At 71.6% G+C, this 25,973-nt stretch carries 24 protein-coding genes; 13 read left to right on the top strand and 11 right to left on the bottom strand.

Features of this window, described 5'->3' with window-relative positions; genetic code table 11:
* The first annotated feature begins 22 nt into the window (after positions 1–22).
* Together AB0M88_RS25155 and AB0M88_RS25150 are read left to right on the top strand one after the other, a co-directional pair.
* Positions 23–1,795: an N-acetylglutaminylglutamine amidotransferase gene (locus AB0M88_RS25155; RefSeq protein WP_364106182.1), complete on the top strand. Its 1,773-nt coding sequence runs from the start codon at positions 23–25 to the stop codon at positions 1,793–1,795.
* 12 nt (positions 1,796–1,807) lie between these two features.
* Entirely contained in the window at positions 1,808–3,475 is a 1,668-nt protein-coding gene (locus AB0M88_RS25150; RefSeq protein WP_364106180.1) for a S9 family peptidase, read from the top strand.
* On the opposite strand, the gene AB0M88_RS25145 is transcribed toward AB0M88_RS25150, so the two are convergent.
* On the bottom strand, positions 3,432–4,280 hold the full coding sequence (locus tag AB0M88_RS25145; RefSeq protein WP_364106178.1) for an oxidoreductase: 849 nt from the start codon (positions 4,278–4,280) through the stop codon (positions 3,432–3,434). The two genes, AB0M88_RS25150 and AB0M88_RS25145, sit on opposite strands and share 44 nt — an antisense overlap.
* A gap of 86 nt (positions 4,281–4,366) precedes the next feature.
* Here AB0M88_RS25145 and AB0M88_RS25140 point away from each other — a divergent pair, with 86 nt between their 5' ends.
* Complete coding sequence (locus tag AB0M88_RS25140; protein ID WP_364106176.1) at positions 4,367–4,915, top strand: TetR family transcriptional regulator; 549 nt, start codon at positions 4,367–4,369, stop codon at positions 4,913–4,915.
* Here the strand turns inward: AB0M88_RS25140 and AB0M88_RS25135 are convergent.
* Both AB0M88_RS25135 and AB0M88_RS25130 read right to left on the bottom strand, forming a co-directional pair.
* A complete protein-coding gene (locus tag AB0M88_RS25135; protein ID WP_364106174.1) occupies positions 4,912–5,592 on the bottom strand; it encodes a hemerythrin domain-containing protein in 681 nt (226 codons plus the stop codon). The genes AB0M88_RS25140 and AB0M88_RS25135 overlap by 4 nt on opposite strands.
* A gap of 56 nt (positions 5,593–5,648) precedes the next feature.
* Positions 5,649–6,527, bottom strand: a complete 879-nt coding sequence (locus AB0M88_RS25130; protein WP_364106172.1) for an RNA polymerase subunit sigma-70 — start codon at positions 6,525–6,527, stop codon at positions 5,649–5,651.
* Positions 6,528–6,687: 160 nt separating this feature from the next.
* Here AB0M88_RS25130 and AB0M88_RS25125 point away from each other — a divergent pair, with 160 nt between their 5' ends.
* The 4 genes from AB0M88_RS25125 to AB0M88_RS25110 all read left to right on the top strand — a co-directional run bounded on the left by AB0M88_RS25125 (position 6,688) and on the right by AB0M88_RS25110 (position 10,408).
* A complete protein-coding gene (locus AB0M88_RS25125; RefSeq protein ID WP_364106170.1) occupies positions 6,688–8,022 on the top strand; it encodes an MFS transporter in 1,335 nt (444 codons plus the stop codon).
* A 91-nt stretch (positions 8,023–8,113) separates the two neighbouring features.
* Complete coding sequence (locus AB0M88_RS25120) at positions 8,114–8,920, top strand: hypothetical protein (protein ID WP_364106168.1); 807 nt, start codon at positions 8,114–8,116, stop codon at positions 8,918–8,920.
* 7 nt (positions 8,921–8,927) lie between these two features.
* The gene (locus AB0M88_RS25115) at positions 8,928–9,428 is read left to right on the top strand and encodes a DinB family protein (protein ID WP_364106166.1); all 501 of its coding nucleotides are present in this window, start codon (positions 8,928–8,930) and stop codon (positions 9,426–9,428) included.
* Between the two features lie 110 nt (positions 9,429–9,538).
* A complete protein-coding gene (locus tag AB0M88_RS25110; protein WP_364106164.1) occupies positions 9,539–10,408 on the top strand; it encodes a class I SAM-dependent methyltransferase in 870 nt (289 codons plus the stop codon).
* A 2-nt stretch (positions 10,409–10,410) separates the two neighbouring features.
* Here AB0M88_RS25110 and AB0M88_RS25105 read toward each other — a convergent pair whose 3' ends face one another.
* The 3 genes from AB0M88_RS25105 to AB0M88_RS25095 are packed head-to-tail and all read right to left on the bottom strand — an operon-like array spanning position 10,411 to position 14,701.
* The gene (locus AB0M88_RS25105; protein WP_364106162.1) at positions 10,411–11,877 is read right to left on the bottom strand and encodes an ATP-binding protein; all 1,467 of its coding nucleotides are present in this window, start codon (positions 11,875–11,877) and stop codon (positions 10,411–10,413) included.
* 1 nt (position 11,878) lies between these two features.
* The gene (locus tag AB0M88_RS25100) at positions 11,879–13,537 is read right to left on the bottom strand and encodes an FAD-dependent oxidoreductase (RefSeq protein ID WP_364106160.1); all 1,659 of its coding nucleotides are present in this window, start codon (positions 13,535–13,537) and stop codon (positions 11,879–11,881) included.
* Positions 13,538–13,540: 3 nt separating this feature from the next.
* A complete protein-coding gene (locus AB0M88_RS25095) occupies positions 13,541–14,701 on the bottom strand; it encodes an N-acetyltransferase (protein ID WP_364106158.1) in 1,161 nt (386 codons plus the stop codon).
* Between the two features lie 231 nt (positions 14,702–14,932).
* Between AB0M88_RS25095 and AB0M88_RS25090 the strand changes: the two genes are divergently transcribed.
* On the top strand, positions 14,933–16,447 hold the full coding sequence (locus tag AB0M88_RS25090; protein ID WP_364106156.1) for a ricin-type beta-trefoil lectin domain protein: 1,515 nt from the start codon (positions 14,933–14,935) through the stop codon (positions 16,445–16,447).
* 124 nt (positions 16,448–16,571) lie between these two features.
* The gene (locus AB0M88_RS25085; protein WP_364106154.1) at positions 16,572–17,738 is read left to right on the top strand and encodes a beta-1,3-glucanase family protein; all 1,167 of its coding nucleotides are present in this window, start codon (positions 16,572–16,574) and stop codon (positions 17,736–17,738) included.
* A gap of 76 nt (positions 17,739–17,814) precedes the next feature.
* Here the strand turns inward: AB0M88_RS25085 and AB0M88_RS25080 are convergent, their stop codons facing one another.
* Entirely contained in the window at positions 17,815–18,519 is a 705-nt protein-coding gene (locus AB0M88_RS25080; RefSeq protein WP_364106152.1) for a hypothetical protein, read from the bottom strand.
* A gap of 52 nt (positions 18,520–18,571) precedes the next feature.
* Here AB0M88_RS25080 and AB0M88_RS25075 point away from each other — a divergent pair, with 52 nt between their 5' ends.
* The 4 genes from AB0M88_RS25075 to AB0M88_RS25060 all read left to right on the top strand — a co-directional run bounded on the left by AB0M88_RS25075 (position 18,572) and on the right by AB0M88_RS25060 (position 22,705).
* Positions 18,572–19,327 carry a hypothetical protein gene (locus AB0M88_RS25075; RefSeq protein ID WP_364106150.1) on the top strand — a complete coding sequence of 252 codons (756 nt, stop codon included), beginning with the start codon at positions 18,572–18,574 and terminating at the stop codon, positions 19,325–19,327.
* A gap of 106 nt (positions 19,328–19,433) precedes the next feature.
* Positions 19,434–20,693: a multidrug effflux MFS transporter gene (locus tag AB0M88_RS25070; RefSeq protein WP_364106148.1), complete on the top strand. Its 1,260-nt coding sequence runs from the start codon at positions 19,434–19,436 to the stop codon at positions 20,691–20,693.
* A gap of 32 nt (positions 20,694–20,725) precedes the next feature.
* Positions 20,726–21,526 (top strand): PrsW family intramembrane metalloprotease, encoded by an 801-nt coding sequence (locus tag AB0M88_RS25065; RefSeq protein WP_364106146.1) that lies wholly within the window; start codon positions 20,726–20,728, stop codon positions 21,524–21,526.
* Between the two features lie 3 nt (positions 21,527–21,529).
* On the top strand, positions 21,530–22,705 hold the full coding sequence (locus AB0M88_RS25060; RefSeq protein ID WP_364106144.1) for a phosphotransferase: 1,176 nt from the start codon (positions 21,530–21,532) through the stop codon (positions 22,703–22,705).
* A gap of 89 nt (positions 22,706–22,794) precedes the next feature.
* On the opposite strand, the gene AB0M88_RS25055 is transcribed toward AB0M88_RS25060, so the two are convergent.
* The 4 genes from AB0M88_RS25055 to AB0M88_RS25040 are packed head-to-tail and all read right to left on the bottom strand — an operon-like array spanning position 22,795 to position 25,875.
* Positions 22,795–23,829, bottom strand: coding sequence for an ABC transporter ATP-binding protein (locus tag AB0M88_RS25055; RefSeq protein WP_364106142.1), 1,035 nt, complete (start codon positions 23,827–23,829; stop codon positions 22,795–22,797).
* Positions 23,826–24,617 (bottom strand): ABC transporter permease, encoded by a 792-nt coding sequence (locus AB0M88_RS25050; protein ID WP_364106216.1) that lies wholly within the window; start codon positions 24,615–24,617, stop codon positions 23,826–23,828. The genes AB0M88_RS25055 and AB0M88_RS25050 overlap by 4 nt, the downstream gene beginning before the upstream one ends.
* Positions 24,614–25,480, bottom strand: a complete 867-nt coding sequence (modA, locus tag AB0M88_RS25045) for a molybdate ABC transporter substrate-binding protein (RefSeq protein ID WP_364106140.1) — start codon at positions 25,478–25,480, stop codon at positions 24,614–24,616. The genes AB0M88_RS25050 and modA overlap by 4 nt, the downstream gene beginning before the upstream one ends.
* Complete coding sequence (locus AB0M88_RS25040) at positions 25,477–25,875, bottom strand: TOBE domain-containing protein (RefSeq protein WP_364106139.1); 399 nt, start codon at positions 25,873–25,875, stop codon at positions 25,477–25,479. Before AB0M88_RS25040 ends, modA begins: the two co-directional genes overlap by 4 nt.
* Positions 25,876–25,973 lie beyond the last annotated feature (98 nt).

Genomic DNA, 25,973 nt, shown 5'->3' with positions numbered 1-25,973 from the left:
TTAAGGGGCCGAGGAGGTCAACATGTGCGGAATCGCGGGTGAGCTGCGATTCGACAACCGAGCGGCGGATCCCTCCGGGGTGGAGAGAATGCTGGCCGTCATGGCCTCGCGCGGCCCCGACGGCGAGGGGCTCTGGGCGAACGGGCCGGTCGCGTTCGGGCACCGCCGCCTGAGCATCATCGACCTCTCGGACGCCGGCCGGCAGCCGATGACCGACGACGAGCTCGGCCTGACCCTGGTCTTCAACGGCTGCGTCTACAACTACCGCTCGCTGCGCGAGGAGCTTCAGGGGTACGGCTACCGGTTCTTCTCGACGTCGGACTCCGAAGTGATCCTCAAGGCGTACCACCGCTGGGGAGCCGACTGCGTGACCCGCTTGCTGGGCATGTTCGCCTTCGCGATCGCCGAGCACGACACCGGCCGGGTCGTGCTGGTCCGCGACCGGCTCGGCATCAAACCGCTCTACGTCTCGTCGACGCCCGGCCGGCTGCGGTTCGCGTCGACGCTGCCCGCGCTGCTGGCGGCGGGCGACGTCGACACCTCGATCGACAAGGTCGCGCTGGAGCACTACATGACGTTCCACTCGGTGGTGCCGGCGCCGCGCACGATCCTCCACGGCGTCCGGAAGCTGCCGCCGGCCACGGTCCGCACGGTCAGCCCCGACGGCACTTTTCGCGACCACGTGTACTGGGAGGCGTCGTACGAGCGGGATGCCTCGATCGCCGACGCCGACTGGCCGGAACTGCTGCACGAGAAGCTGCGGGTCGCGGTCGAGCGCCGGATGGTCGCCGACGTGCCGGTCGGGGTGCTGCTCTCGGGCGGCATCGACTCCAGCTACATCGTGGCGCTGCTGGCCGAGCAGGGGCAGCGCGGGCTCACCACGTTCAGCATCGGGTTCGAGGCGGCGGGCGGCGAGCGGGGGGACGAGTTCGCCTACTCCGACCTGGTCGCCAAGGAGTTCGGCACCGAGCACCATCAGATCCGCATCGGACACGACCGGTTCCTGCCCGCGGTCGATCGGACCGTGGCGGCGATGAGCGAACCCATGGTCAGCCACGACTGCATCGCGTTCTACCTGCTCAGCGAGGACGTGGCGAAGCACATCAAAGTCGTGCAGTCGGGTCAGGGGGCGGACGAGATCCTGGCCGGCTACAGCTGGTACCCGCCGCTCGCCGAAGTGCCACGGGACCGCGCGCTCGACGCGTACGCGAAGGAGTTCTTCGATCGTCCCCACCGTGACCTGACCGCCCAGCTGAATCCCGACTGGCTGGCCGGCGGCGACGTCAGTCGCGACTTCGTCGCGGCGAGCTTCGCTCGACCGGGCGCACCGACCGCGGTCGACGCCGCGCTGCGCCTCGACTCGCAGGTGATGCTGGTCGACGATCCGGTCAAGCGGGTCGACAACATGACGATGGCGTGGGGCCTGGAGGCGCGGGTGCCGTTCCTCGATCACGAGCTGGTCGAGCTGGCGGCGAAGTGCCCGCCCGCGCTCAAGCTGGCGCACGGCGGCAAGGGGGTGCTGAAGCAGGCCGCGCGCGGTGTCGTGCCCGACGGGGTGATCGACCGGACGAAGGGATACTTCCCGGTGCCCGGCATCCGGCACCTCGAAGGCCCGATGCTCGAGAAGGTCCGCGACGCGCTGACCGCGCCGGCCGCCCGCGACCGCGGGCTGTTCCGGCCGGACTACGTGAACTCGTTGCTGGCCGACCCGAACACGCCCCGCACCACGCTCGGCGCCAACCAGCTCTGGCAGCTGGCGCTGCTGGAGATGTGGCTGCAGGAGCACAAGCTCTGAGAGGAGACCCTCTTGATCGGTAGCGGCAGCTGGTCGCCCACCCTCTCCCCGGACGGGCGGCGTACGGCGTACATCTCGGACCGCGGCGGAAGGCCGCAGGTCTGGATCCACCCGGGGTCGCTCGTCGAGAACGGCCCGTCGCCGGTGACCGCGGTGCGATGGTCGCCGGACGGCGACTGGCTGGCGTGCGAGGTCGCGCCCGGCGGCGCGCCCCGGCACGAGGTCTGGCTGGTGCGGCCGGACGGATCCGGGTTGCGTCAGGTGGCGGGTTTCGGGGCCGACAGCGCCGAGAACATGCGGTGGCTGCCCGGCCGGTCGCTGCTCGCGGTGACCGAAAACCTCGGCACCGCCCTGGTCGTCGACCCGGCCACCGACGCGCGGACCGTGGTGGCCAAGGGTTCACTGATCTCGCTGCTCGACGTGAGCGGCTCCCGGGTGCTGCTGCGGCACGGACCGCGAGGGAGCCGCTATCTGGCGGTCGACGGCGGTTTCGTCACCCACGGCGAGGACGGCGTCTTCGGCCCGGACGGGCAGACCGTCTTCGCCCGCAGCGAGGCCGGCGAGTTCCCGGTCCTGACCCGTGATCGCGAGGTGATCGCGGCCTCGGAGACAGCCGACGTCGAGGACTTCGCCCTGACCACGGCCGGCGGCACCGTGGCCGTGCTCTGGAACCGCCGGGGCGGCACGTCCGAGCTGACCATCCACGACCTGGTGACCGGCGGGCGCCTCCCGGTTCCGCTGCCCGGCCCGGTGGTGAACTCGCCGTCGTGGAGTGCCGACGGCAGCACGCTGACGTTCGCCGCCTCGGGGCCCGGCCGGCCGTGGGGAACGTGGACGTTCGACGACTCGGGCCTGCATCAGGTGTCGGCGGCCCCGGCCGATCCCCGGGCGGCCGAGCCGGTGCTACACACGTTCGCGTCGCACGACGGGCTGGAGATCAGCGGCTGGTGGTATCAGCCGGGGTCGTCGTCGCCCGCCCCGACCGTGCTCTGGTTCCACGGCGGCCCGGAGTCGCAGGAGCGGCCAGGCCACGATCCGCTGTTCCAGGCTCTGGTCGCCCGGGGCATCGCGGTGTTCGCACCCAACGTGCGCGGCTCGTCGGGCTTCGGCCGCTCGTTCGTCAACGCCGACAACGGGGCGCTCCGCTACGCCGCGATCGACGACGTTCGCTCGTGCGTGGACTATCTGGTCGGCGCCGGGCTCGCCGCGCCGGGACGAATCGGCTGCATGGGCCGGTCCTACGGCGGCTACCTGACGCTGGCGGCGCTGGTGCGCTTCCCCGCCTTGTTCGCGGTCGGCGTCGACATCTGCGGCATCTCGAACTTCTCCTCGTTCTACCAGCACACCGAGCCGTGGATCGCGGCCGCCGCCGTCTCCAAATACGGCGACCCGGTCCTCGACGCCGGCCTGCTCCACGACCTCTCACCCCTGACCCGGATCGACCGGCTGCGAGCCCCTCTGCTCGTGGTCCACGGCGAGAACGACAGCAACGTCCCGGTGATCGAGGCCGATCAGGTCGTTTCGGCCCTCGAAGCCCGCGGCGTCCCGCACAGGTACCTGCTCTTCCCGGGCGAGGGCCACGAGCTGCTGCAGCGTTCCGCCCGCGCCACCTTCCTCCGCGAGACCGTCGACTGGCTCACTGCTCACCTGTTGCCGGCGGGAAGTCGGCCGAGCGGCTGACGTCGGCCCATTCGGCGGCCTCGGCGGCGCGCTCGTCGGAGGACTTCCGGGCCAGGTCGACCGCGGCCGCGCCGAGCAGCAGGCGCAGTGGCGGGTTCGGGTGACCGACCACGTCGACCAGGATGCGGGCGGCCCGGACCGGGTCGCCGGGCCACGTGCCGTCGGTCTGCCGGCGGAAGTCGTTCATCTGGCCGACCGTGGGCTCGTAGTCGGGGGTCACCGGGTGGAAGCTCATCGACGAGCCGCCCCAGTCGGTGCGGAACGGGCCCGGCTCGACGATCGTGACCTTGATGCCGAGCGGCTTGACCTCGGCGTTCAGCACCTCGGAGAAGCCCTCGACGGCGAACTTGGCCGACTGGTAGGCGGCCATGCCGGGTGAGCCGCCGACCCGGCCGCCGACCGAGGAGAACTGCAGGAAGTGACCCGCCTTCTGCCGCCGGAAGACGGGCAGGGCGGCCCGGGTGACGTTGACGACGCCGAAGAAGTTGGTTTCGACCTGGGCCCGGAAGTCGTCGATCGGGGTGTCCTCGATCGAGCCCGCGTTGCCGTAGCCGGCGTTGTTGGCGACCACGTCGAGAGAGCCGAAGCGCTCGACCGCGCGGGAGACGGCGTCCATCGCGGCCCCGGGGTCGGTGACGTCGAGGGCCAGCGGAAGCACGCGATCGCCGTACCGGGAGGCCAGGTCGGCGAGCTGGGAAGGGCGGCGGGCGGTCGCCACCACGTTGTCGCCGGCCTCGAGCGCGGCCGAGGCGAGGTCGCGGCCCAGGCCGCGGGAGCTGCCGGTGATGAGCCAGGTGCGTGCCATGACGTTCACCCTACCTACTGGTTGGTTGGTTACCCACCCAGCTTAGCAACCAACCAGTCGGTAGGCAGGTATGTAGCATCACACCCATGGTCGTGAGAGATGCCGAGGCTTCCCGGCGGCGGATCCTGCGCGCCGCCACCGCCGAATTCGCCGAGCACGGCATAGCCGGCGCGCGGATGGACCGGGTGGCCGCCCAGGCCGAGAGCAGCAAGGAACGCATCTACGCGTACTTCGGCAACAAGGACGCGCTCTTCGACGCCGTCTTCACGGCCTCGGTCGACCGGACCCTCGAAGCGGTCGCGTTCGACGCCGACGACCTTCCGGCGTACGCGGGCCGCATGTTCGACTACTTCGCCGACCACCCGGACGCCCAGCGCCTGACCACCTGGTACCGCCTGGAACGCCCGACCGGCCCGGGCCTGCGGGCCGTGATCGAGGCCAACCGCGCGAGGGTGGAGGCGCTCGCGAAGCACACCGATTTCGCCCCGGTCGCGCTGCTCACCCTGGTCCAGGCGATCGCCAGCAGCTGGGGAACCATGAATCCCGAGTTCGCCGGAGCCGCCTCGACGGTCGACCGGGCCGAACGCCGCCGGACCGTCGTCGAGGCGGTCCGGCGGTTGACCGAAACGGGCTAGGACAGCCGCGGGGTGGACGTGCCGTACACGCGCTGGGCGTAGGCGGCATAGGCCGCCGGCGCCTGCTCGGCCACCACTGCCCGCACCTCGGCCGGGATGTTGTCCAGGGCGTCCTGCACCGCCGACGGGTCACCCTCGTACATCATCATGCCGAGCGCGAGCGGCAACATCTCCGGTGGTGTCGAGGCGGCGCTCTCGGCGACCATCCCGTCCCACTCGTCCCCCGTGATGTGCTTCTCGACCAGCGGCAACACCCTCTGCTCCTCGGTACCGAGGTGCTCGTGCAGCACCGGAAGCAGCTGGTCGAGGAGGTCGGCCGCGGCGTCGCGGCTCACCGTGTCCGCGTCGGCCCGCCAGGCGTCCACCGTCTTCGCGAGCTGGCTGCCCAGGTTGCCGATCCGGTCGTGGTGCTCCTCCATCGAGTGCACCAGCGGCGCGAGCTCCTCCGGGCAGCGCTGAAGCAGATGGGGCCACAGCACCCGGTCCTCGCCGGAGTGGTGGTGATGCAGGATCCCGCCGATCATCCCGACGTGGTCGGCCACGATCCCGGCCCGTTCCCGATCCCCCTCGGCAACGTCGCGGATCAGCTCCGGCATCAGCCCGAACTCGCGCCGGAACGCGGTGTGCACCATGATCATCTCCCGGGTCATCGCCCCCGGGATCTTGGTACCGGTCATCTCAGTTCCCCCCTTGACCTTGTTCGCTCGTCTAGACGGGGTCGAGGGGGGAAAGTTCACTGACCGGTGAAAAGCGTCACCGCCCGGATCCCGTCGGCGGTCACGGTGAGCACGGCGGTGCCGAACCGCTCCCCCCGGAACCAGGCCGACGCGGCCGGCTGGTCGTTGACCGTTGCCGGGGCCATCCGCCAGTCCCCGGGCGCGCCCATCGACGGCGCGGCGAAGCCGAGGCACATCTCCCGCCCGGAGAACCAGGTGCGCGAGCCGACCGGCTCGATCGCGGCGTCGGCCCGCAGCACCCGGCGGAACGCCTCCGGGTCCGACGCCTCCCAGGCCGCCATGTACTGGGCCAGCAACTCACGGGCCCGCGGCGACGACGGTTCGAGCACCTCGTCGCGGTTCGGCGCCGCCTCGTCCAGCCGCGCCCGCGCCCGCTGCAGCGCGCTCTTCACCGCCGGCACGCTCAGATCGAGCGCCTCGCCCGCTTCCGCGGCCGAGAACGCCAGCACATCACGGAGCAGAAGAACGGCCCGCTGCCTCGGCGGCAGCAACTGCAACCCGGCGATGAAAGCCAGACGTACGCCCTCGCGAGCCGTAACCACGTCGGCGGGGTCACCGGGGAACGGCTCGATCCAGGCCGTCGCGCCGAGAGGGTCGGGCGGCGCGGCCGGATCGTCGGCGGCCGGCCCGAGCCCGGACGGCAGCGCCCGGCGGCCACGCCCGTCCAGCGCCGACAGACAGGCGTTGGTGGCGATCCGGTAGAGCCAGGTCCGCACCGACGACCGGCGCTCGAACCCCTCCCAGCCCCGGGCCGCCCGCAGATAGGTGTCCTGCACCACGTCCTCGGCCTCGTGGAAGGAGCCGAGCATCCGGTACGCGTGCGCCAGCAGTCCCCGGCGCTCCCGCTCGAAGGCACCGGTCAGTTCCTCGTCCATCTCCCTGATTGTGTCCATACGGAGATGACCCGCGCGAGAACCGAAAGGAATCGGCGTGATGCGACGCACGTGTGGCGCAGGTCCAATTCCGTTGTGACCCGGGTGGCGCCGGAGAAGGCTGGGTGACGTTCACGTGTAAGGAGCGAGTGGAAGGCGGCACATGGCCCTGCGTCCCGGAGCCCGGGCCTGGGCCGTCTGGTCCGCCGGCCTTGCGGCCTACACGATCGCGGTCCTGCACCGCACGTCGCTCGGCGTCGCCGGGCTCGACGCGCAGCACCGCTTCCACATCGGCGCCGGGGCTCTGGCCTCGTTCGCCGTGCTCCAGCTGCTCGTCTACGCCGGCCTCCAGGTGCCGGTCGGGCTGCTGCTCGACCGGTTCGGCTCGCTGCGCCTGGTCGTCTGCGGCGCGCTCGTGATGGCGTGCGGGCAGGCACTGATGGCGTCCACCCACAGCATCGGCGGGGCGGTCGCGGCCCGGGTCCTGGTCGGCGCCGGCGACGCGATGACGTTCATCAGCGTGCTCCGGCTGGTGCCGCAGTGGTTTCCGGCCCGGCGCGTGCCGGTGCTCACCCAGATGACCGGTCTGGTCGGGCAGGCGGGACAGGTGCTCTCGGCCGTACCCCTGGCGGCCGTGCTGGCCGGTCCCGGCTGGACCACCGCCTTCGTCGGTGCCGCCGGCGCCGGGGTCTTCGTCGCGATCGTGGCGTTCGCCGCGGTCCGCGACACCCCGGAGCGGCGGATCAGCAGCGGCCCCGCGGTCACGCTCGGGCGGCTCGGCCGCGACCTGCGCGACGCCTGGCGGCACCCGGGCACCCGGCTCGGCCTGTGGACGCACTTCACGACCCAGTTCACCGGCACCGTGTTCGCGCTGATGTGGGGCTTCCCGTTCCTGATCGCCGGGGAGGGGCTGCGCCGCGAGACCGCGAGCACCCTGCTGACCCTGTTCGTGCTGGTCGGCATGGCGGCCGGGCCGCTGATCGGGATGCTCGTGCAACGGCACCCGCTGCGCCGCTCCTGGCTCGTGCTCGGCGTGATCAGCGCGAACGCGCTGGGCTGGGGCCTGGTGCTGGCCTGGCCCGGGCGGGCTCCGCTGCCGGTGCTCGTGCTGCTGATCCTGGCCCTCGGGCTGGGCGGCCCGGGCTCGATGATCGGGTTCGACTACGCCCGGACGTTCAACCCGCCCAACCGTCTCGGCACCGCGACCGGCGTGGTCAACGTGGGCGGCTTCGTCGCCTCGCTGCTGACCATCGAGCTGATCGGCCTGATCCTGGACGCCCGCACCGGCGGCCGGGCCGACTACGGCATCGCCGACTTCAAGGTCGCGATGGCCGTGCAATATCTGGTCGGCGCGGTCGGCCTGGTCGGAATCCTGCGAACCCGCAGGCTGGCCCGGCGCCGGATGGCCGAGGACGGCGTCGTCGTACGCCCGTTGCGCGAGGTTCTGGCCCAGCGACGGCGTTTAGCGCCGCGCCCAGTGGTAAAGGCAAAGACCTGACCGCGTCCGATTGAACCGCTTTTCACCATGGCGAGGGTGGCAGCGCGCGCCACGGTGAAAATGACTCATCGATCGCAAACAAGAGGAGGACATGTCTGAGCACGCACCGGACCGCATCTGGTCCGGCATCGACGTCCCGAAGACCATCGCCGGCGTTCTGGCCGCGGTGACCGCCGCCGTCATCGGCTCATTTCTCGGAGCGGCCGGGACACTGGCCGGCGCGGCCATCGCCAGTGTTGTCGGCTCGGTGGGCACCGAGATCTACCGCAAACTCGTCCACCGCGGGCAACAGAAGATCGTCGCCACGTTCGTGACCGCGCCGGCCGCGGTCGGCACGCCGCCGGTGGCCGCCGCGAGCGACGAATCCCCTTCCGAGCCCTCGCCATCCGATCCCTCTTCCGGCCACTCTTCCGGTCTCTCTTCGGGTCTCTCTTCCGGGGAGACATCGGACGGCGCTCCGCGCAAGATGCGCTGGGGGCGGGTCGCGATGGTCGCCGCCAGCGTGTTCGTGCTGGCGATCGGCGTGTTGACCGCGTTCGAGGCGATCACCGGCAAGGACGCGGCGGACGCCGTGACCGGCCGCTCCGGCGGCGCGGGCACCACGCTCGGCTCGGTGTTCCACGGCGACCAGAAGAAGAGCGTTCCGAACCGCGCGCCGGCGACGACCCCGAGCTCCAGCCCGTCGACCTCGACTCCGGCCACGTCCGGCAGCGAGGCCCCGGCGACGACCGAGCCGACCCCGACCGACACCACCACCCCGAGCGCGCCGTCGACCCCGACCGGGACGACCACCCCCGAGCCGACCGCAACGGATACTCAGAACTCGGACGGAGGTGGCCGCGGCGACCAGAACAACATCGCCCCGCCGGCCACCACCCAGTCGCAAGAGACGGAGTAGAACCGCCATGGACGCGAAGGACATCCTGCTCGACGGCTTCGGCCGCATCCCCGACGAGGTCACCGGCGCCCTGCACGGCCTGACCGCCGAACAGTTGCGCTGGGCGCCGGCCGAGGGCGCCAACACGATCGGGTGGCTGATCTGGCACCTCACCCGGGTGCAGGACAGCCACCTCGCCGAGCTGCTCGCCGCCGACCAGATCTACGTGACCGGCGACTGGGGCCCGAAGTTCGGCCTCAAGTCGGACCCGTCCGACACCGGCTACGGCGACTCGGCCGGCCAGATCAGCCGGGTCGAGCCGCGCAGCGCCCAGGTGCTGCTCGACTACTACCAGGCGGTGCACGACCGCACCGTCGACTACGTGTCGGGCCTGAGCGACGCCGACCTCGACGAGGTCGTCGACGACCGCTGGGACCCGCCGGTGACCCGGGGCGTCCGGCTGGTCAGCGTGATCGACGACGACGCCCAGCACGCGGGCCAGGCCGCCTATCTGCGCGGCCTGCTGTGACGGCCTGACACCCCGGACGGACACCCCGAGCGCGATCTTCACTTTTCCAGGACAATTGACACTGGGGCGTGCTGCGGAAGCTGTGGATTATCGAAACCGGGAGAAATGCCATGCCTGACGAACGGGCGAGTCACACCGCCGTGCTCGTCTGCCAGGGCCGGGCCGCGGCCAACGAGCGGGTCGCGCCGGGGCGGTTCGCCGATCCCACCGCCCTGACGCTGCTGCGCGACGACGAACGTGAGCTCGTGCGCCGGGTCCGCGAGGGCGCCCCGCCGGCCGGCTGGCGGCCGCGGATCGAATACGAGATGGTCCGCGGTTCGGCCGAGGTCCTCGTGCCGCGCACGATCGCGATCGACGACGCGGTTCGCGAGGGCCCGCGAGCACAGGTGGTCATCCTGGGCGCGGGGCTCGACGGCCGGGCCTGGCGGATGACCGAACTGCACGACTCCGAGACCTACGAGGTCGACCAGCCCGCCTCCCAGCGCGACAAGCGGGAGCGGGCGGTCGCCCTCGGCGACCGGCAGCCGCACTTCGTGCCGGTCGAGTTCGGCCGCGACGACCTGGCGGCCACGCTCGAGTCGGCCGGGCACCGGGCCGACCTGCCGACGACCTGGATCTGGGAAGGCGTCGTGCCCTACCTGACCCCCGACGAGGTGCGGGGCACGCTCGACGAGGTGGCCGCCCGCAGTGCGCCGGGCAGCCGCCTGATCGTCAACTACCAGGAGGCCTCGCCGGGCATGAACGCCGGCTTGGCCGTCATAAGGGCGTTCACCCTGGTGTTCCGGCGGGCCAGCCCGTGGCGGAACGAGCCGTGGCGCTCGACCTGGACCCCGGAGCAGATGCGCGACCTGCTGACCGGGCGCGGCTTCCGGGTCGTCCGCGACGACGACCTGCTGACGCTGGCGGCCGCGCTGCCGATGAAACTCGGTCAGCGCGGCTCGCTGCGCAACAGCCGCGTCGCGGTCGCCGACCGCGACTGAAATCAGGCCGAGGACGGCTCGGCGACCGGCAGCCGCACCCGGAACGTGGTGTCGCCCGGCTGCGACTCGAGCGTGATGTCGCCGCCGTGGCCGTTGACCACGATCCGGTAGGAGATGTCCAGGCCGAGCCCGGTGCCCTCGCCGACCGGCTTGGTGGTGAAGAACGGCTCGAAGACCCGCTTCTTCAGGTTTTCCGGTATGCCCGGCCCGGTGTCCCCGATCGAGACGACCACGTGGTCGTCTTCCCGGTAGGTCTTGATGGTCAGCGTGCCGACGCCGTCCATGGCCTGCACCGCGTTGTCGATCAGGTTGGTCCAGACCTGGTTGAGCTCGGCCGGGTGGGCCGGGATCTCGGGAAGCGAGCGGTCGAAGTCCTTGACCACCTTCACCCCCGTGCCGATCTTGTGAGTGAGCATGACCAGCGTCGATTTGAGGCCGGCGTGCACGTCGATCCACTGATGGGCGGCCCGGTCCATCTGCGAATATTGCTTGGCCGCCGCGACCAGTGACGACACCCGGCCGGAGGCGTCCTCGATGTCGCTCATCAGCTGCTCGGTCTCGAGGGCGTAGCCGATCCAGTGGATCGCCTGGTCGAAGAGGCCCGGGTCGCCGACCTTGGTCTGCATGTCGCCCAGGCAGTCGAGGTCGATGCCAGCCTGGGCGAAGATCGGGGCGAGGTCCCAGCCGCCGGTGACGTTGCGCTCCTCCATCCAGTCGCCGAGCTCGTCCTCGCGGTCGGCCGCCTCCATCGCGGTCAGCGTGGGCGCCTTGGCGGCCTTCTCGATGACCTCGTCCTGCAGTTCGATGAGAGCGTTGAGGCGATCGGCCGGAACCTTGCCGGCGGCCAGCATGCCCAGCTTGTGCCGCATGCCGGCGACCCGCTGGCGCAGCGCCGCGGTGGCACGGGAGGCGGCCGCGGCCGGGTTGTTGAGCTCGTGCATCAGGCCGGCCGAGAGCGCGCCGAGCGCGGCCAGGCGCTGCCGCTCGCTGACCGCCGCCTGCTGGCCGCGCATGCCGAGGGCCAGGCCCTCGAGCAGGTGGATCGCCATCGGGAACCACTCGCGCATCAGCCAGCCAAAGTCGGCCGCCGAGAGCACGAAGAACTCGGAGTCGTCGAGCGCCCGCATCGACGCCATGTAGGTGCGGGGCACGCCGTCGTCGCGCAGGTAGGCCTGGGTGGCGCCCATGTAGACGCCGCGCTGCTCGGTGCGGTTGAACTGCACCTCGTCCTGCCCGACCATGCGGAACAGCGAGATCGTGCCGCTGAGCAGCACGAAGAACTGCTCGGCCGGGTCACCCTCGCGCACCACCAGGCCGCCGGCCGGCATGCGCATCGTGCAGCCGTGCCGCGACAGCCAGGTGAGCTGCTCGTCGCTCAGCTTCTCGAACAGGAACAGGGTGCGAAGCTCGGCCGGCGTGAGCTGACCGGGTTCGCAGGGAGCCAACCGGACCTCTTCGGTGTCGGTCATGTCACTGCGCCTCCAGGTAACGATGGACCAGCGTGACGGCCATCGCGCCCTCGCCGACCGCCGAGGCCACCCGTTTGACCGAGTTGGCCCGGACGTCGCCGGCGGCGAAGATGCCGGGAACACTGCACTCCAGGTAGAACGGATCGCGGTCCCGATCCCATCCCGCCGGACGGGTGCCGTTCGTCAACAGATCGGGCCCGGTGTAGACGAAGCCCTTGGTGTCGCGGGCCACCGCCGCGCCCAGCCAGTCCGTACGCGGTTCGGCGCCGATGAAGACGAAGAGCGCGCCGCACTCGACCGTCGTCTCCATGGTGCCTTTGCTCTCGCAGATGGTGATGGCCTGGAGGTGGCCTTCCCCGTGGGCCGCGATCACCTCGCAGCCGGTACGCACCTCGATGCTGTCGGTGCGGTTGAGCTGCTGGATCAGGTAGTAGGACATGCTCGACTCGAGTGACTCGCCGCGGACCAGCAGCGTGACCTTCTTGGCGTACCGCGAGAAGAAGAGCGCCGCCTGGCCGGCCGAGTTGGCGCCGCCGACGATGTAGACGTCGGCGCCCGCGCAGGCCGGGCCCTCGGTCGAGGCGGAGCCGTAGTAGACGCCGGAGCCGGTGAGCCGGGCGATGCCGTCGGCCACGAGCGGACGGTAGGCGACGCCGGTGGCCAGCACTATCGAGTGGGCCGAGATCTCGCCGCCGTCGGCGAACGTCAGGGTGCGCGCCGACCCGTCGAGCCGCAGACCGGTCACCTCGCGGGTGTTGAGCACCTCGGCGTCGAACTTGCCGGCCTGGCGGCGGGCCCGGTCGGTGAGCTGGGCGCCCGAGATGCCGTCCGGGAAGCCCAGATAGTTTTCGATCCGCGAGCTCTGCCCGGCCTGCCCGCCGACCGCCTGCCGTTCGACCAGAAGCGTCTTGAGGCCCTCGGAGGCGCCGTAGACCGCGGCGCCGAGCCCGGCCGGGCCACCGCCCACGATGATCAGGTCGTAGAAGTCGCGGCCCGGGATGGTGGACAGGCCGGCCGCCTCGGCGACCTCGGTCGTGCTCGGCTGGGCCATGGCGCGGCCGTCGGCGGTGACGACCAGCGGCACCGCCTCGGGGCCGACCCCGGCCGCCTCGAGCAGCCGGCGCCCCTCGGGCTCGTCGGCGCCGAGCCACTTGTAGGGCACGAGGTTGCGGGCCAGGAAGTCGCGGAGCTCGTACGACTGCTCGTTCCACCGGTGGCCGACGACGCGGATGTCCGCGACCTCGCGGTCGCCGGTCGCCTGCCAGGCGTCGAGCAGGGCGTCGAGCACCGGGTAGAGCTTCTCCTCGGGGGGATCCCACGGCTTGAGGAGGTAGTGGTCGACGTCGACCAGGTTGATCGCCTGGATCGCGGCGTCGGTGTCGGCGTACGCCGTGAGCAGCGCGCGCCGGGCGTTGGGGAACAGGTCCATGCCCTGTTCGAGGAACTCGATGCCGTTCATCTGGGGCATGCGGTAGTCGGCGAGCATGACGGCGACCCGGCCACCGCGCAGCTTCAGCTCCTTGAGCGCGTCGAGGGCCTCGGCGGCCGAGGAGGCGCGGACGATGCGGTACTGCTCGCCGTACCGCCGGCGCAGGTCGCGCGCGATGGCGCGGGAGACCGACGGGTCGTCATCGACGGTCAGGATGGCGGGATGGCCCATGTGTCATTCCCCGTCTGCTAGCAGGTCGGTGTATTCCGGGTGGCGTTGGAGGTACCCGGTGACGAAGGGACAGGTGACCTTGACCGGGATGGCCCGGGCGCGGGCGTCCTCGAACGCGGCGGCGGCGAGCTTGCCGGCCAGGCCGCGGCCGGAGACGCTCTGCTCGATCTCGGTGTCGAGCAGCTCGATGTAGCCGCCGCGGCGACGGTAGTCGAGGGTGCCGGCGGTCTCGCCGCCGAGCAGGATCTCGTAGCGCTGCTCCTCGAAGTTGTCGACGACCCGGGAGTTGCCGCCGTCGGGCAGGCCGACCTGGGCGCTGCCCTCGACCCGCAGCTTGCGCCGGGCCCGCTCGTAGAACGAGGTGGTGCCGAGGCGGATCACCTGGGCGGCGGCCGGGATCGGCTCGATCACCAGGCAGTCACCGGCGTCGGCGTAGCCTTCGATGATGCCGTCGACCTCGATCGCCAGCCGGCCGCTCGGCGGCAGCACGTCGAGCTGGAGCTTTTCCTGCAGGGCCAGCATCAGCGGGCGGTTGAACGAGGAGTGTGCGGCCGAGGCGGTCACGATCAGGCCCTCGACGTTGGGCGAGACGATCGGGCCGCCGGCCGAGAACGAGTAGGCCGTGCTGCCGGTCGGCGTCGACACGATCACCGCGTCGGCCGCGTAGTTGACGAAGTTTTTGTCCTCGACCGTGATGCCGACCGCGGCCAGGCCGTCGCCGGGCACCCGCACCAGCGCGATGTCGTTGAACGCCGACACGTCCTTGCCGTCGGGCAGCGTGGTGCGGACCGCGGTGCGCGCCTCGACGGTGAACCGGTGCTCGTCGATCGCGGAGAGCGCGTCGGCCAGGTCGGGCAGGTCGACCTCGGCCAGGAAGCCGAGCCGGCCCACGTTGACCCCGAGCACGATCGTCTTGCGGCCCTCGACCAGCCGCATCGTGCGCAGCATCGTGCCGTCGCCGCCCAGGCTGACCAGCAGGCCCGCCCGCTCGACCATCTCCTCGCTGGTGACCGCCTCGGCCTGGCAGTCGATGCGACTGATCTCGTCGTGCAGGCCGAGCACGGTCACGTCGTGCCGCTGCGCCCACGCCACGATCGCGTTGATCGCGGCGCCACAGTCGCGCCGCGGATGCAGCACGAGCCCGACCACCTTGATCATTCCCATGCCCCGTCACACCTCATCAGTCGTCCGGTCATCGTCAGTCGTCCGGTCATCGCCGTTCAGCCTTGCACGTCGGGACCCGGGTCGGCGAGGCCGAGAGGCCCTCCCCACCCAGTCTGCTCGGGCAGGTTTCCGGAAGGTTTCTTGACAGCGTTGTCAGGCATAGACAAACTCCGATCTAGAGAGCGCTCTCCTTCCCTGGTCGACCCCCGGTTTCCCCAGGAAGGAACCCCCATGCGACGACCCCTGGCGATCGCCTTGGCGATCCTCACGGCGACCACGTTCATCCCCACGGCCGCCCATGCCCAAAAACCGACGAATGCCGCGTTCGACATCGCGCCCGGAATGCTCGCCGCGATGCACCGCGACCTCGGACTCGACGACGCCCAGATCGCGGCGCGGCTGCGCACCGAGGCGGCGGCCCCGACGGTCGAGAAAACACTGCAGGCCCGGCTCGGCTCCGCCTTCGCCGGCGCGTGGATTCCGGACGGGGCGACGAGACTGACGGTTGCGGTCACCGACCAGCAGGCCGAGGCAACCGTACGCGCCGCAGGCGCCGACGCCCGCATCGTCGCCCGCGACGCCGGGGACCTTGCCACCGCGCGTACGAAATTGGACCGCAACTCTTCGCACGCGGCGCAGGCCAAGGTCCGGGGTTGGTATGTCGACGTGCCCGGGAACCGGGTCGTCGTGCTCGCCGCACCCGGCGCATCCGCCCAGGCGGCGGCGTTCGCCCGGGCCAGCGGGGCCGGCGCGGTGACCGTGCGGACGATGGCCGAGCAGCCCCGCCCGATGTACGACATCCGGGGCGGCGATCAATATGTGATCAACGGGAACACGCTCTGCTCGATCGGCTTCGCGGTGGCGGGCGGCTTCGTCAGCGCCGGGCACTGCGGCGGCGCCGGCAGCCCCACCCTCGGCTACAACAACGTGGCCCAGGGCACCTTCGCGGCGTCGGTCTTCCCGGGCCACGACTACTCCTGGATCCAGACCAACGGCAACTGGACCCCGCAGCCCTGGGTCAACAGCTACTCGGGCGGGAACGTGCTGGTCGCCGGCTCGCAGGACGCCGCGATCGGCAGCTCGGTGTGCCGTTCCGGCCGCACCTCGGGCTGGCACTGCGGCACCATCCTGGGCCGCGACGAGACGATCGTCTACAGCCAGGGCTCGGTCTCCGGGCTCTCCCGCAGCGACGCGTGCGCCGAGCCGGGCGACTCCGGCGGCTCCTGGATCTCCGGCAACCAGGCCCAGGGCGTCACCTCGGGCGGCACCGGCAACTGCACCTCCGGCGGCACGATGTGGTTCCAGCCGGTCAACCCGATCCTGTCGGCCTACGGCCTGTCACTGACGACCTCCGGCGGAGGGTCCACCTCTTCCCTGGTCAGCAATTGGAACGGCAAGTGCGTGGACGTGCCGAACTCCAACTTCTCGGACGGCGTCCCCCTGCAGATGTGGGACTGCAACGGCACCGGCGCCCAGAAATGGTCGTTCGTGAACGGGACCCTGCAGACCTCGAACAACAAGTGCATGGACGTGGCCTGGGGCTCGACCGCCGACGGCGCGGTCGTGCAGATCGCCACCTGCTCGGGCAACGCGGCCCAGCAATGGGTCCTCTCGGCGGCCGGTGACCTGGTGAACCCGCAGGCCGACAAGTGTCTGGACATCACCGGCTGGAACGGGAACAGCGGCGCCCCGCTGGAGACCTGGACCTGCACCGGAGGCGCCAACCAGAAGTGGCGCCGCGGGTAGTTGCTCCTGGAAATTCGGGCAGTTCAACCTTAAACGGACCTTAAAGATCGGCTTTGGCTGGGCGCATCGTCCTACCGCTTCGAACGATGGGGGACATCCCCAAATTGTTGGAGGCAGTTCGACGATGCGCCGTAAGCAAACGAAGATCCTGACCGCTCTGGCCGTTCTCGCCGCGGCGACGGCCGCCTGGTTCGCGTTGCCGGCCTCGGCCGACGAATCGCCGCTGCCGTTCACCGTCACCAACCACACCGGCCGCGGCGACGCCGTCTTCCTGTACGTGCTGGGTACGGACCTGACGACCGGCAAACTCGGGTACGCGAACGCTTCCGGCCAGTTCACCGCGTGGACCGGCGGCGCGGCGACGCCCGTGCCGGCGCCCGACGTGTCGATCCCCGGGCCGTCCTCGGGCGCCGGCACGACGATCCAGATCCCACGGAACATGTCCGGCCGGATCTACGAGTCGTTCGGCCAGAAGCTGGTGTTCAAGCTGACGACCGACGGACTGGTGCAGCCGGCGCCCTGGGCGGCCGGCGACCCCAACCAGAACATCCTGTTCGACTGGAGCGAGTTCACGCTCAACGACGGCGGGATCTTCCTCAACAGCACGCAGGTCGACATGTTCGCGGTGCCGCAGGAGGTGAGCGTCACCTCATCCGCCGGCACTTCCTCCACCGGGGCGCCGGTCACCGGCGGGCGGCAGAAGATCATCGACGAGGTGAAGGGGGCGGGTGACTTCGCGCGCTCGGTCGTGACCGGTTCGGACGGGACCGTGCTGCGGATCCTCTCCCCGGGCAAGGCCGCGGACGCGGGCCTGATGAGCCCTACGTACTACGACTCGTACATCTCGTCGGCGTGGGCGGCACCGGTCACGGTAGTGCCGTTCGCTGACCAGCCGTCGGTTCGCTTTGCCGGTCACCCCGCCGGAGACGTTCTCTCCTTCACCGATTCGACCGGGGCTACGGTCGCGACCTTCAACAAGCCGTCGACCGCCGACGTGTGGGGCTGTGACGGTGCTCTCGCGGCGCCCAACGACCAGGTGGTCGGGCCGATCGCGCGGACACTGTGCGCCGCGCTGCAGAGGGGCACACTCGGCGTCCTCGACACCCAGCCGGGCGGGACGGCGGCCGACTTCTACCGCAACAGCACACCCAACGTTTACGCGAAAGCCATCCACGAGAACATGGCCGACGGTAAGGCGTACGCGTTCGCCTTCGACGATGTGCAGAACCAGGAATCGCTGGTGCACGACGCGGCGCCGACCAGCGCCGGGATCACTATGACCGCCTTCTGAGGGGCAGCGCGGTGACCCGGTTCGCGGGCGGCAAATCGGGTCACCGCGCATAGCGATCGTTGGATACAGTGCCGGTTCACGAATCGCGCTCGTAACCGGGGGAACCGCCTTCCATGCCGAACGAACCCACGCCGCAGTCGGAGCCCACCCCCTCCGACGCTGCCCACTCTTCCGGCGCCGCCGCCCGGCCGCCGGCTTCGGCGGATGCCACGCCACCCGGCTCCGAGAGCGCCGCGCCATCGGCCACCGAGGCTGTCGCGCCGCCGGCCACCGAGGCCGTCGCGCCGCCGGCCACCGAGGCCGTCGCGCCGCCGGCCGACCCGACCGCCGCGCCTGCCACCGCGGAAACGCCGGCCGCCGATCCGACGGCCGCGATCCCGCTGGCGTCGCCGGCCGGGCCATCGCCGTTCGCGCCGCCGCCGGGAAGCGCGTCCGCCGAGCCACCGACCACCCCGTTCCCCGCGAGCGGCGCGTCCGCCGAGCCACCGACCACCCCGTTCCCCGCGAGCGGCGCGTCCGCCGAGCCACCGACCACCCCGTTCCCCGCGAGCGGCGCGTCGGCCGGGCCGCCGACCACTCCGCCGCCGGCCGGTGGTGCTCCCGCGTGGCCGTCGCCGCCCGCGTCGTCGCCGTCCAGCGGCGCGCCGGCCGGGCCGCCGTCACCGGGTGGCGCACCGACGGTGCCGCCGGCGGGTGGGATGCCGGGCGGGCCGCCGCCGATCGTGCCGCCCCTCAACCCCTGGCAGGCGCCGGGCGCTCCGGCGGCCGGCCCGTTCCCCACCTCTTACCAGGGCCCGGTCCCGCCCGGCGGGTTCCCTCCGCCGGCGCCCGGCATGGGCTGGCCCCAACCGCCGAAGAAGGGCGGCGTCTCCGGCGGCCTGATCGCCGCGATCGCGGTGTTCGCGGTCGTGCTGCTCGGCTGCATCGGTGCGGTCGGCGTCAGCGTGCTCCGCTCGGACGACTCGTCGAGCAGCGCCGACCCGGCCTACCAGCCGACCTTCCCGCGGTTCCCGACCGACGAGCCGACCATCCCCGGCCTCGACGACGACGACAGCTCGGGCGCGCTGGCCGGACCGCAGGCCAGCCCCGACGGGGTCAAGGACATCAACGACCTCGACAACGTCTGCGACCAGGAGATGTACTTTCCGCAGTCGCCGAAGTACCAGGGCAAGGCGCCGCACCCGATCGCGATCATGCTCAAGGACCGCAAGGACATGGACAGCCGGATCCCGGCGTCGGTCTATGACGTGGGCTATTCCTCGGCGAAGAGCCGCACCGACGCCTGGAACGTCTATTTCCACCCGACCAAGGTGCAGCTGACCGCCTGCGTCGACCTGGTCAGCAGCGGCGCCAAGGTCAAGACCTGCAAGTTCGACGACCCGAAGCCCGACTCGCTGCCGCTCAAGGTCGGCACCTACCAGCTCACGCTCTTCGAGACGGCGACGCGCAAGCAGCTGTTCACGAAGAAGATCACCGGCGACGACCGTTCGTGCCCGACGGTCGTGCTGCTGGGCAGCGACCACAACCTCTACACGAGCATCAGCGACCGCGCGTACGTAGCGGCACTCAAGAAGTTCGTGGAGAAATAAGCAAGCCGATTCCCGGCATCCGGTCGAGAACAGCACCGGGTGTGAGCACCGCAACGAACGCCTGATCATCGGGAAGAACACCCGCGGCAACCGACTTGTCGCGGGTGTGACCGATCAACTTTCCGGCGGGTTCCTGACCGCCCGGCGCCGCCTCGGGCTGGTGCTGGTGCTCGGGTTGCTCGCCGCCCTCGGCCCGCTGACCATCGATATGTACCTTCCGTCGCTGCCCACGATCACCGGTGAGCTGCACACGTCGGCCGCGGCCGTTCAGCTGACCCTGACCGGCACGCTGGTCGGGCTGGGGCTCGGGCAGCTGCTGATCGGCCCGCTCTCCGACGCGTTCGGCCGCCGGCTGCCCCTGCTGATCGGCATCGGCGTGCACGTGCTCGCCTCGGTGTTCTGCGTGGTCGCCCCCAACCTGGCCGTGCTCGGCACGCTCCGGGTGCTCCAGGGGCTGGGCGCGGCGGCCGCCTCGGTGGTCGCCATGGCGGTCGTCCGTGACCTGTTCGAGGGCATGGCCGCGGCCCGCATCCTCTCCCGGTTGATGCTGGTCATCGGGGTGTCGCCGATCCTCGCCCCGACCATCGGTGGCGCGATGCTCACCTGGACCTCGTGGCGCGGCGTCTTCGTGGTGCTCACGCTGATCGGGGTGCTCATCATGACGGGGACGGCGTTGTTCCTGCCCGAGACGCTGCCCCGGTCACGGCGGCGCAACGGCGGCGTGTCCGGCACGGTCCGCGACTACGGGCGGCTGTTCACCGACCGGGCATACGTGGGTTTGATCCTGGTCAACGGCTTGGCGCTGGCCGCCCTGCTGGCCTATGTGAGCGGGTCGAGCTTCGTGATGGAGAACCAGTTCGGGCTCAGCGAGCAGGAGTTCGCGTACGTCTTCGCCGCAGGCGCCATCGGCCTGATCGGAGCCACCCAGCTGAATCTCCGCCTGCTGCGGCGCTGGGCGCCGCAGCGCATCCTCGCCGGTTCCCTGATCGGCACGCTGGTGTTCGCGCTGGCCCTGGTCTTCTTCGCGGCGACCGGCATCGGCGGGCTGATCGGCGTGCTGGTGCCGCTCTGGCTGGTGCTGACCGCGGTCGGCCTGGCCATGCCGAACGCGCCCGCGCTCGCCCTCTCGCGGCACGGCGAGGCGGCCGGCACCGCGGCGGCGCTGCTCGGCGCGGTCCAGTTCGGAGTCGGGGCGGTATCGGCCCCGCTGGTCGGCGTTCTCGGCTCCGGCGCCGGTGCGATGGCCGCCGTCGTGCTGGCCGGCACCGTCGCGGCCAACCTGGTGCTCTGGCTCGTCGTGCGCCCCCACCGGATGCCGGCCGAGGAGTTCGCCGCCGACGAACGGGTGATGGTAGCCGCACATTGAGCAATGGCTCCGGCGATGGGAGGATCCCCGACATGCGCGATCACTCCCGTCGCTGGGCCTGGCTCGGTGTCCTGATCATCGGGTTGATCCTCTACGTCGTGGTCCTGCGGACCCTGGTCCACACGCAGAACCCGAACTTCGTGCCGGCCCTCATCCTGCTCGGCGCCACCGTCATCCCGCTGGCCTTCCTGACCTTCGCCCAGGCCCGCACCGGCCGCTGGCAGGTGCCGTCGTCGGCGCTGGCGGTGTCGGCGTTCTTCGGCGGCGTGATCGGCATCGTCGTGGCCGGCACGCTCGAATACAACTCGCTCCGCGACCTGGGCATGCTGCCGCTCGTGCTGGTCGCGGTGATCGAGGAGGCGGCGAAGCTGATCGTCCCGATCGCGCTGCTCTTCACGATTCTGGCCCGCCACGAGCGCCGGCTCCCCTCCGACGGCCTGATCATCGGGGTCGCCTCGGGCATGGGCTTCGCGGCGCTCGAAACGATGGGTTACGCGTTCACCGCGCTGATCCAGTCGCAGGGCAACATCGGCGCGGTCGAGCAGACGTTGTTCCTGCGCGGGCTCACCTCCCCGGCCGGGCACACCGCGTGGACCGGCCTGACCGCGGGCGCGCTGTGGGCGTTCATCGCGACCCCGACCGGCAAGCGTTTCCTGGAGCTGCTGGCCACCTTCGCCGGCGCGGTCGTGCTGCACACGGCGTGGGACACGTTCGCCGGCCTGGCCGCCTTCATCATCCTGGGCGTGCTGAGCCTGGGCTGGCTGTTCCTGGCGCTGCGCCGCTATCGCACCTTCGGCGACCACGCGCTGCGCCTCTCCCCGCTGACCATCTAGCCGATGCGCAGCCCCACGCAGCGCGCCCTGTCCCCAGCCGACATTCAGGACATTCTCGGCTCGCCGGTTGTCGACGCGGCCGAGCTGAGCGGCGGCGGATTCGCGGCCGTCTGGCGAGCTACGCTCCCCGACGGCCGCCAGGTGGTGGTCAAGGTCGGGCCGCCGCCGACGGCTCGCCTGCTCTCGTACGAGCGTGGCCTGCTCCGTCGCGAGGCGGAGTACTTCCGTCTGGTCGCCGACCGCGCGCCGGTGCCGTCGGTGCTGGCCGCCTCCGACGACTGGATCGTGACCACGCTCCTGCCCGGACGCCCCCTGACCTCAGCCGACTCGCCCCGGGCCCGCTCGCAGCTGGGCGCCGTCGTCGCGTCCGTTCACCGCGTCACCGGCCCGCACTTCGGCTACGTCTCCGACCCGGCCGTGCCACCCGGCCCCCGCTCACACCCCGAATCCGCGCCCGCCGCACCGCCCCGCCCCCGCTCACACCCCGAACCCGCGCCCACCGCACCGCCCCGCCCCCGCTCACACCCCGAATCCGCGCCCGCCGCACCGCCCCGCCCCCGCTCACACCCCGAACCCGCGCCCACCGCACCGCCCCGCCCCCGCTCCCACCCCGAATCCGCGCCCGCCGCACCGCCCGGTCCCCGCTCACACCGCGCCCCCGCTTCCGAGGCAGCCGGCGAGCGCGCCTGCGGGCCCGACTGGCCGACCGCTTTCGTCGCGATGGTGGCCGCGTTGCGGGCTGACGCGGCGGCCTGGGGCGTACCGCTTCCGCCGCTCGACGGCGTGGTCGAGCGGCACGCGAGCGTGCTGGCCGAGGTGACCCGGCCCGCCCTGCTCCACTTCGACCTGTGGGACGGCAACGTGCTCGCCGGCCCGTCGGGCGAGCTGACCGGCCTGGTCGACGGCGAGCGTTACCTCTACGGCGACCCGCTGCTCGACCTGGTCTCTCCGGCCCTGTTCCGCCGCATCGAGGACACGCCCGGCCACCCGTTTCTGCGCGGCTACGGCCTCACCCACTTCGACCGGTCGGCCCGCATCCGGCTCGCCCTCTACCGCCTGCACCTCTACGTGCTGATGCTCGCCGAGGCCCCGTCCCGCGGAATCGGCCGCGACCGCCACGACCGGGTCACCCGCCTGTTGACCGACGAGATCGAGCACCTCGGCTCATTCGGCCAGTGACTCCCGCATGAGGCGCGGCGCGCCCGCCGTACCCCAGGTCAGGCGCATTTCTCGCCGAGCGCCCGCATCGCCGGCTCGATGAACCGTGGTCAGGCCGGGTAGGCGGTTGCCTCGGTCGCCTTGAGCGCGGCCCAGATCTCGCGGCCCGGAGCCAGGTCGAGCTGGACCGCGGCGGCCGGGGTGACGTCGGCGGCGACCTGGATCGGGCCGGAGAGTTCGATGCGCAGGGCGTCGCCGTGGCGGGAGACCGTGGAGACGGTGGCCGGCCACGTGTTGCGGGGGCTGCCCGACGGGCGGGTCGGGAACAGGGCGACCGCGGCCGGGCGGAAGGCCACGAACACGTCGCCCTGCTGCGGGGTGGCGGTGACCAGGGTGAAGTCGTCGGCCACGACCACCGCGGTGCCGTCGGCCCGGCCGCGGTACAGGTTGAGGCCGACCAGCCGGGCCACGTAGTCGGTGCGGGGCTGGGCGGTGATCGTGGCGGCGTCGCCGGTCTGGACGACGCGGCCGTCCTCGACCACCACGAGGCGGTCGGCCAGCATCAGCGCGTCGAGCGGGTCGTGGGTGACCAGGATGGTCGCGCCGGGGAACGAGGCGAGGTGGCCGCGCAGCTGGGCCCGGGTCTCCAGGCGGGTGCGGGCGTCGAGGGCGGCCAGCGGCTCGTCGAGCAGCAGCAGCCTCGGCTCGGCCGCGAGTGCCCGCGCCAGGGCGACCCGCTGGGCCTGGCCGCCCGACAACTGGCGCGGCTTCTTGCGTACGTGATCGGCGAGACCCACCCGGGTGAGCAACTCGGAAGCCTGTTCCCGCGCCAGCCGTCGCGGAACGCGGCGGCAGCGGGGTCCGAAGGCGACGTTGTCGAGGGCCGACAGGTGCGGAAAGAGCAGGTAGTCCTGGAAGACGACGCCGATGCGGCGTTTCTCGGTCGGCAGCCGGCCGAGATCGACGCCGTCGAGGGTGATGTGCCCGTCGTCGAGGCCGATCAGGCCGGCCAGCGCGCGCAGGGCGGTCGTCTTGCCGGCGCCGTTCGGGCCGAGGAGCGCGACCACCTCGCCCGGGTCGGCGGACAGGGAGATGTCGAGGGTGAAGTCCTGGCGGCGCACGACGAGGCGCGACTGAAGGCTCATGGGGTGATCCACCGGTCGCGCAGGGAGGCCAGCACGACCACCGAGACGACGAGCAGCACCAGGCTGAGCACGATCGCCGCGTCGAGGTCCTGCTCGAGCGCGAGATAGACCGCGAGCGGCATCGTCTGGGTGCGGCCCGGGAAGTTGCCGGCGAACGTGATCGTCGCGCCGAACTCGCCCAGCGCCCGGGCCCAGCACAGCACCGCCCCGGCCGCGATGCCGGGCGTGACCAGCGGCAACGTCACCCGGCGGAAGGCCGTCCAGCGGCTCGCGCCGAGCGTCGCCGCGGCCTCCTCGTAGCGGGCGTCGGCACCCCGCAGCGCGCCCTCCACGCTGATCACCAGGAACGGCATCGCCACGAACGCCTCCGCGACGACGACGCCCGCGGTGGTGAACGGCAGCGTGATGCCGAAGTGCGCGTCGAGCCAGGCACCGAGCAGGCCCTTGCGGCCGAAGACCAGCAGCAGTGCCACGCCACCGACCACCGGCGGCAGCACCAGCGGGACGGTGACCAGCGCCCGCACGAACCGCCGGCCGGGCAGGTCGGTGCGGGCCAGCACCCAGGCCAGCGGTACGCCGAGGACCAGGCTCACGCCGGTGGCCAGCGTCGCCGTGACGAGCGAGAGCCGGAGCGCGGCCACGATGGCCGGGTCGGCGAGCCGCGACGGCAGCGTCGACCAGGGCGCCCGCACCAGCAGCCCGGCCAGGGGCAGCACGAGGAACGCCAGCCCGGCGATCGCGGGAATCGCCAGGGCCAGCGGGACTCGGGAGAACTGTCGCTTGCTCAGGGCTGCTGGAACCCGACGTCCGAGAGGACCTTGAGTTCGGCCGGGGTCTGCAGGAACGCGACGAACGCGGCCGCACCCGAGGGGTTCGGGGCGTCCTTGAGCGCGACGATCGGGTAGTTGTTGATCGCCTTGGCCGACTCGGGGAACTCGATGCCGTCAACGTCGGTGGCGTCGGAGTGGGCGTCGGTGCGGTAGACCAGGGCCGCGTCGACCTCGCCCAGCTTCACCTTGGCCAGCGCCGACTTGACGTCCTGCTCCTCGGTGACCGGGGTGAGTTTGACGCCGGACGCGTCGAGCGCGGTGTGCGCGGCCGCCCCGCACGGCACCTGCTTGGCGCAGAGCGCGACCTTGAGGCCCGGCCTGGTCAGGTCGGCCAGCGCCCGGATGCCCTTGGGGTCGCCCTTCGGCACCGCGATGACCAGCTGGTTCTTGACGAAGACGGTCGGGGTGCCGTTGTTGTCGCCGGCGTCGGTGACGGTCTTCATGGTGGCCGGGCTGGCCGAGGCGAAGACGTCGGCCGGGGCCCCCGAGGTGATCTGCTGGGCGAGCTGGGAGCTTCCGGCGTACGAGAAGGTGACCGTCGCGCCCGGGTTGGCCGCCTGGAAGTCCTTGCCGATCTGGTTGAACGACTCGGTCAGCGAGGCCGCCGCGAGGACCGTGATCTTGCCGGTCACCCCGGCCGAGCCGCCGCTCGCCCCGGCCCCGCCGGCCTGGGAAGCTCCGGCCCCACTGGGCTGGGAAGCTCCGGCCCCACTGGGCTGGGAAGCTCCGGCCCCACTGGGCTGGGAAGAAGAGGAGTCGCCGCACGCTGAGGTCATCAGGACGGCGGCCAGGGCAGCCACCGCCACGAATCGGAACTTCATCTGTCGTCCCCTCGCTCCACGACCACCGTGGTCGACTTGATCACAGCGGTTGCCGTCGAACCGACCTCCAGGCCCAGCTCGTCGACGGCCTCCCGGCTCATCAACGAGACCACCCGGAACGGCCCGGCCTGGATGTCGACCTGCGCCATCACCGAGTCGCGGGTGATCGCGGTGACGATGCCCCGCAGCCGGTTGCGGGCCGACGACCGGCGGATGCCCGGGTCGGGCTCCTCGGACGTGTCCCGGGCGAACGCGGCCAGGTCGGCACCGGCGATGCTGCGGTGCCCGTGCTCGTCGCGCCCGGCGGTGAGCCGGCCGGCGTCCACCCAGCGCCGCACGGTGTCGACACTCACGCCGAGCAGTTCGGCCGCCTCGCCGATGCGGTACGTCGTCACAACCACCACTCTAGGACCGCACCTGCGAGGGCAACACGCACAAGGGCCTCGCAGTTGCGGAACCGTTGCACTGATCACAAGCTCGGCGGCATGCTGAG

Source organism: Actinoplanes sp. NPDC051411, assembly GCF_040682075.1.
Classification (GTDB): domain Bacteria; phylum Actinomycetota; class Actinomycetes; order Mycobacteriales; family Micromonosporaceae; genus Actinoplanes.
The sequence above is the reverse complement of the archived record's forward strand: the minus strand, read 5'-3'. Positions and strand labels throughout refer to the sequence as shown.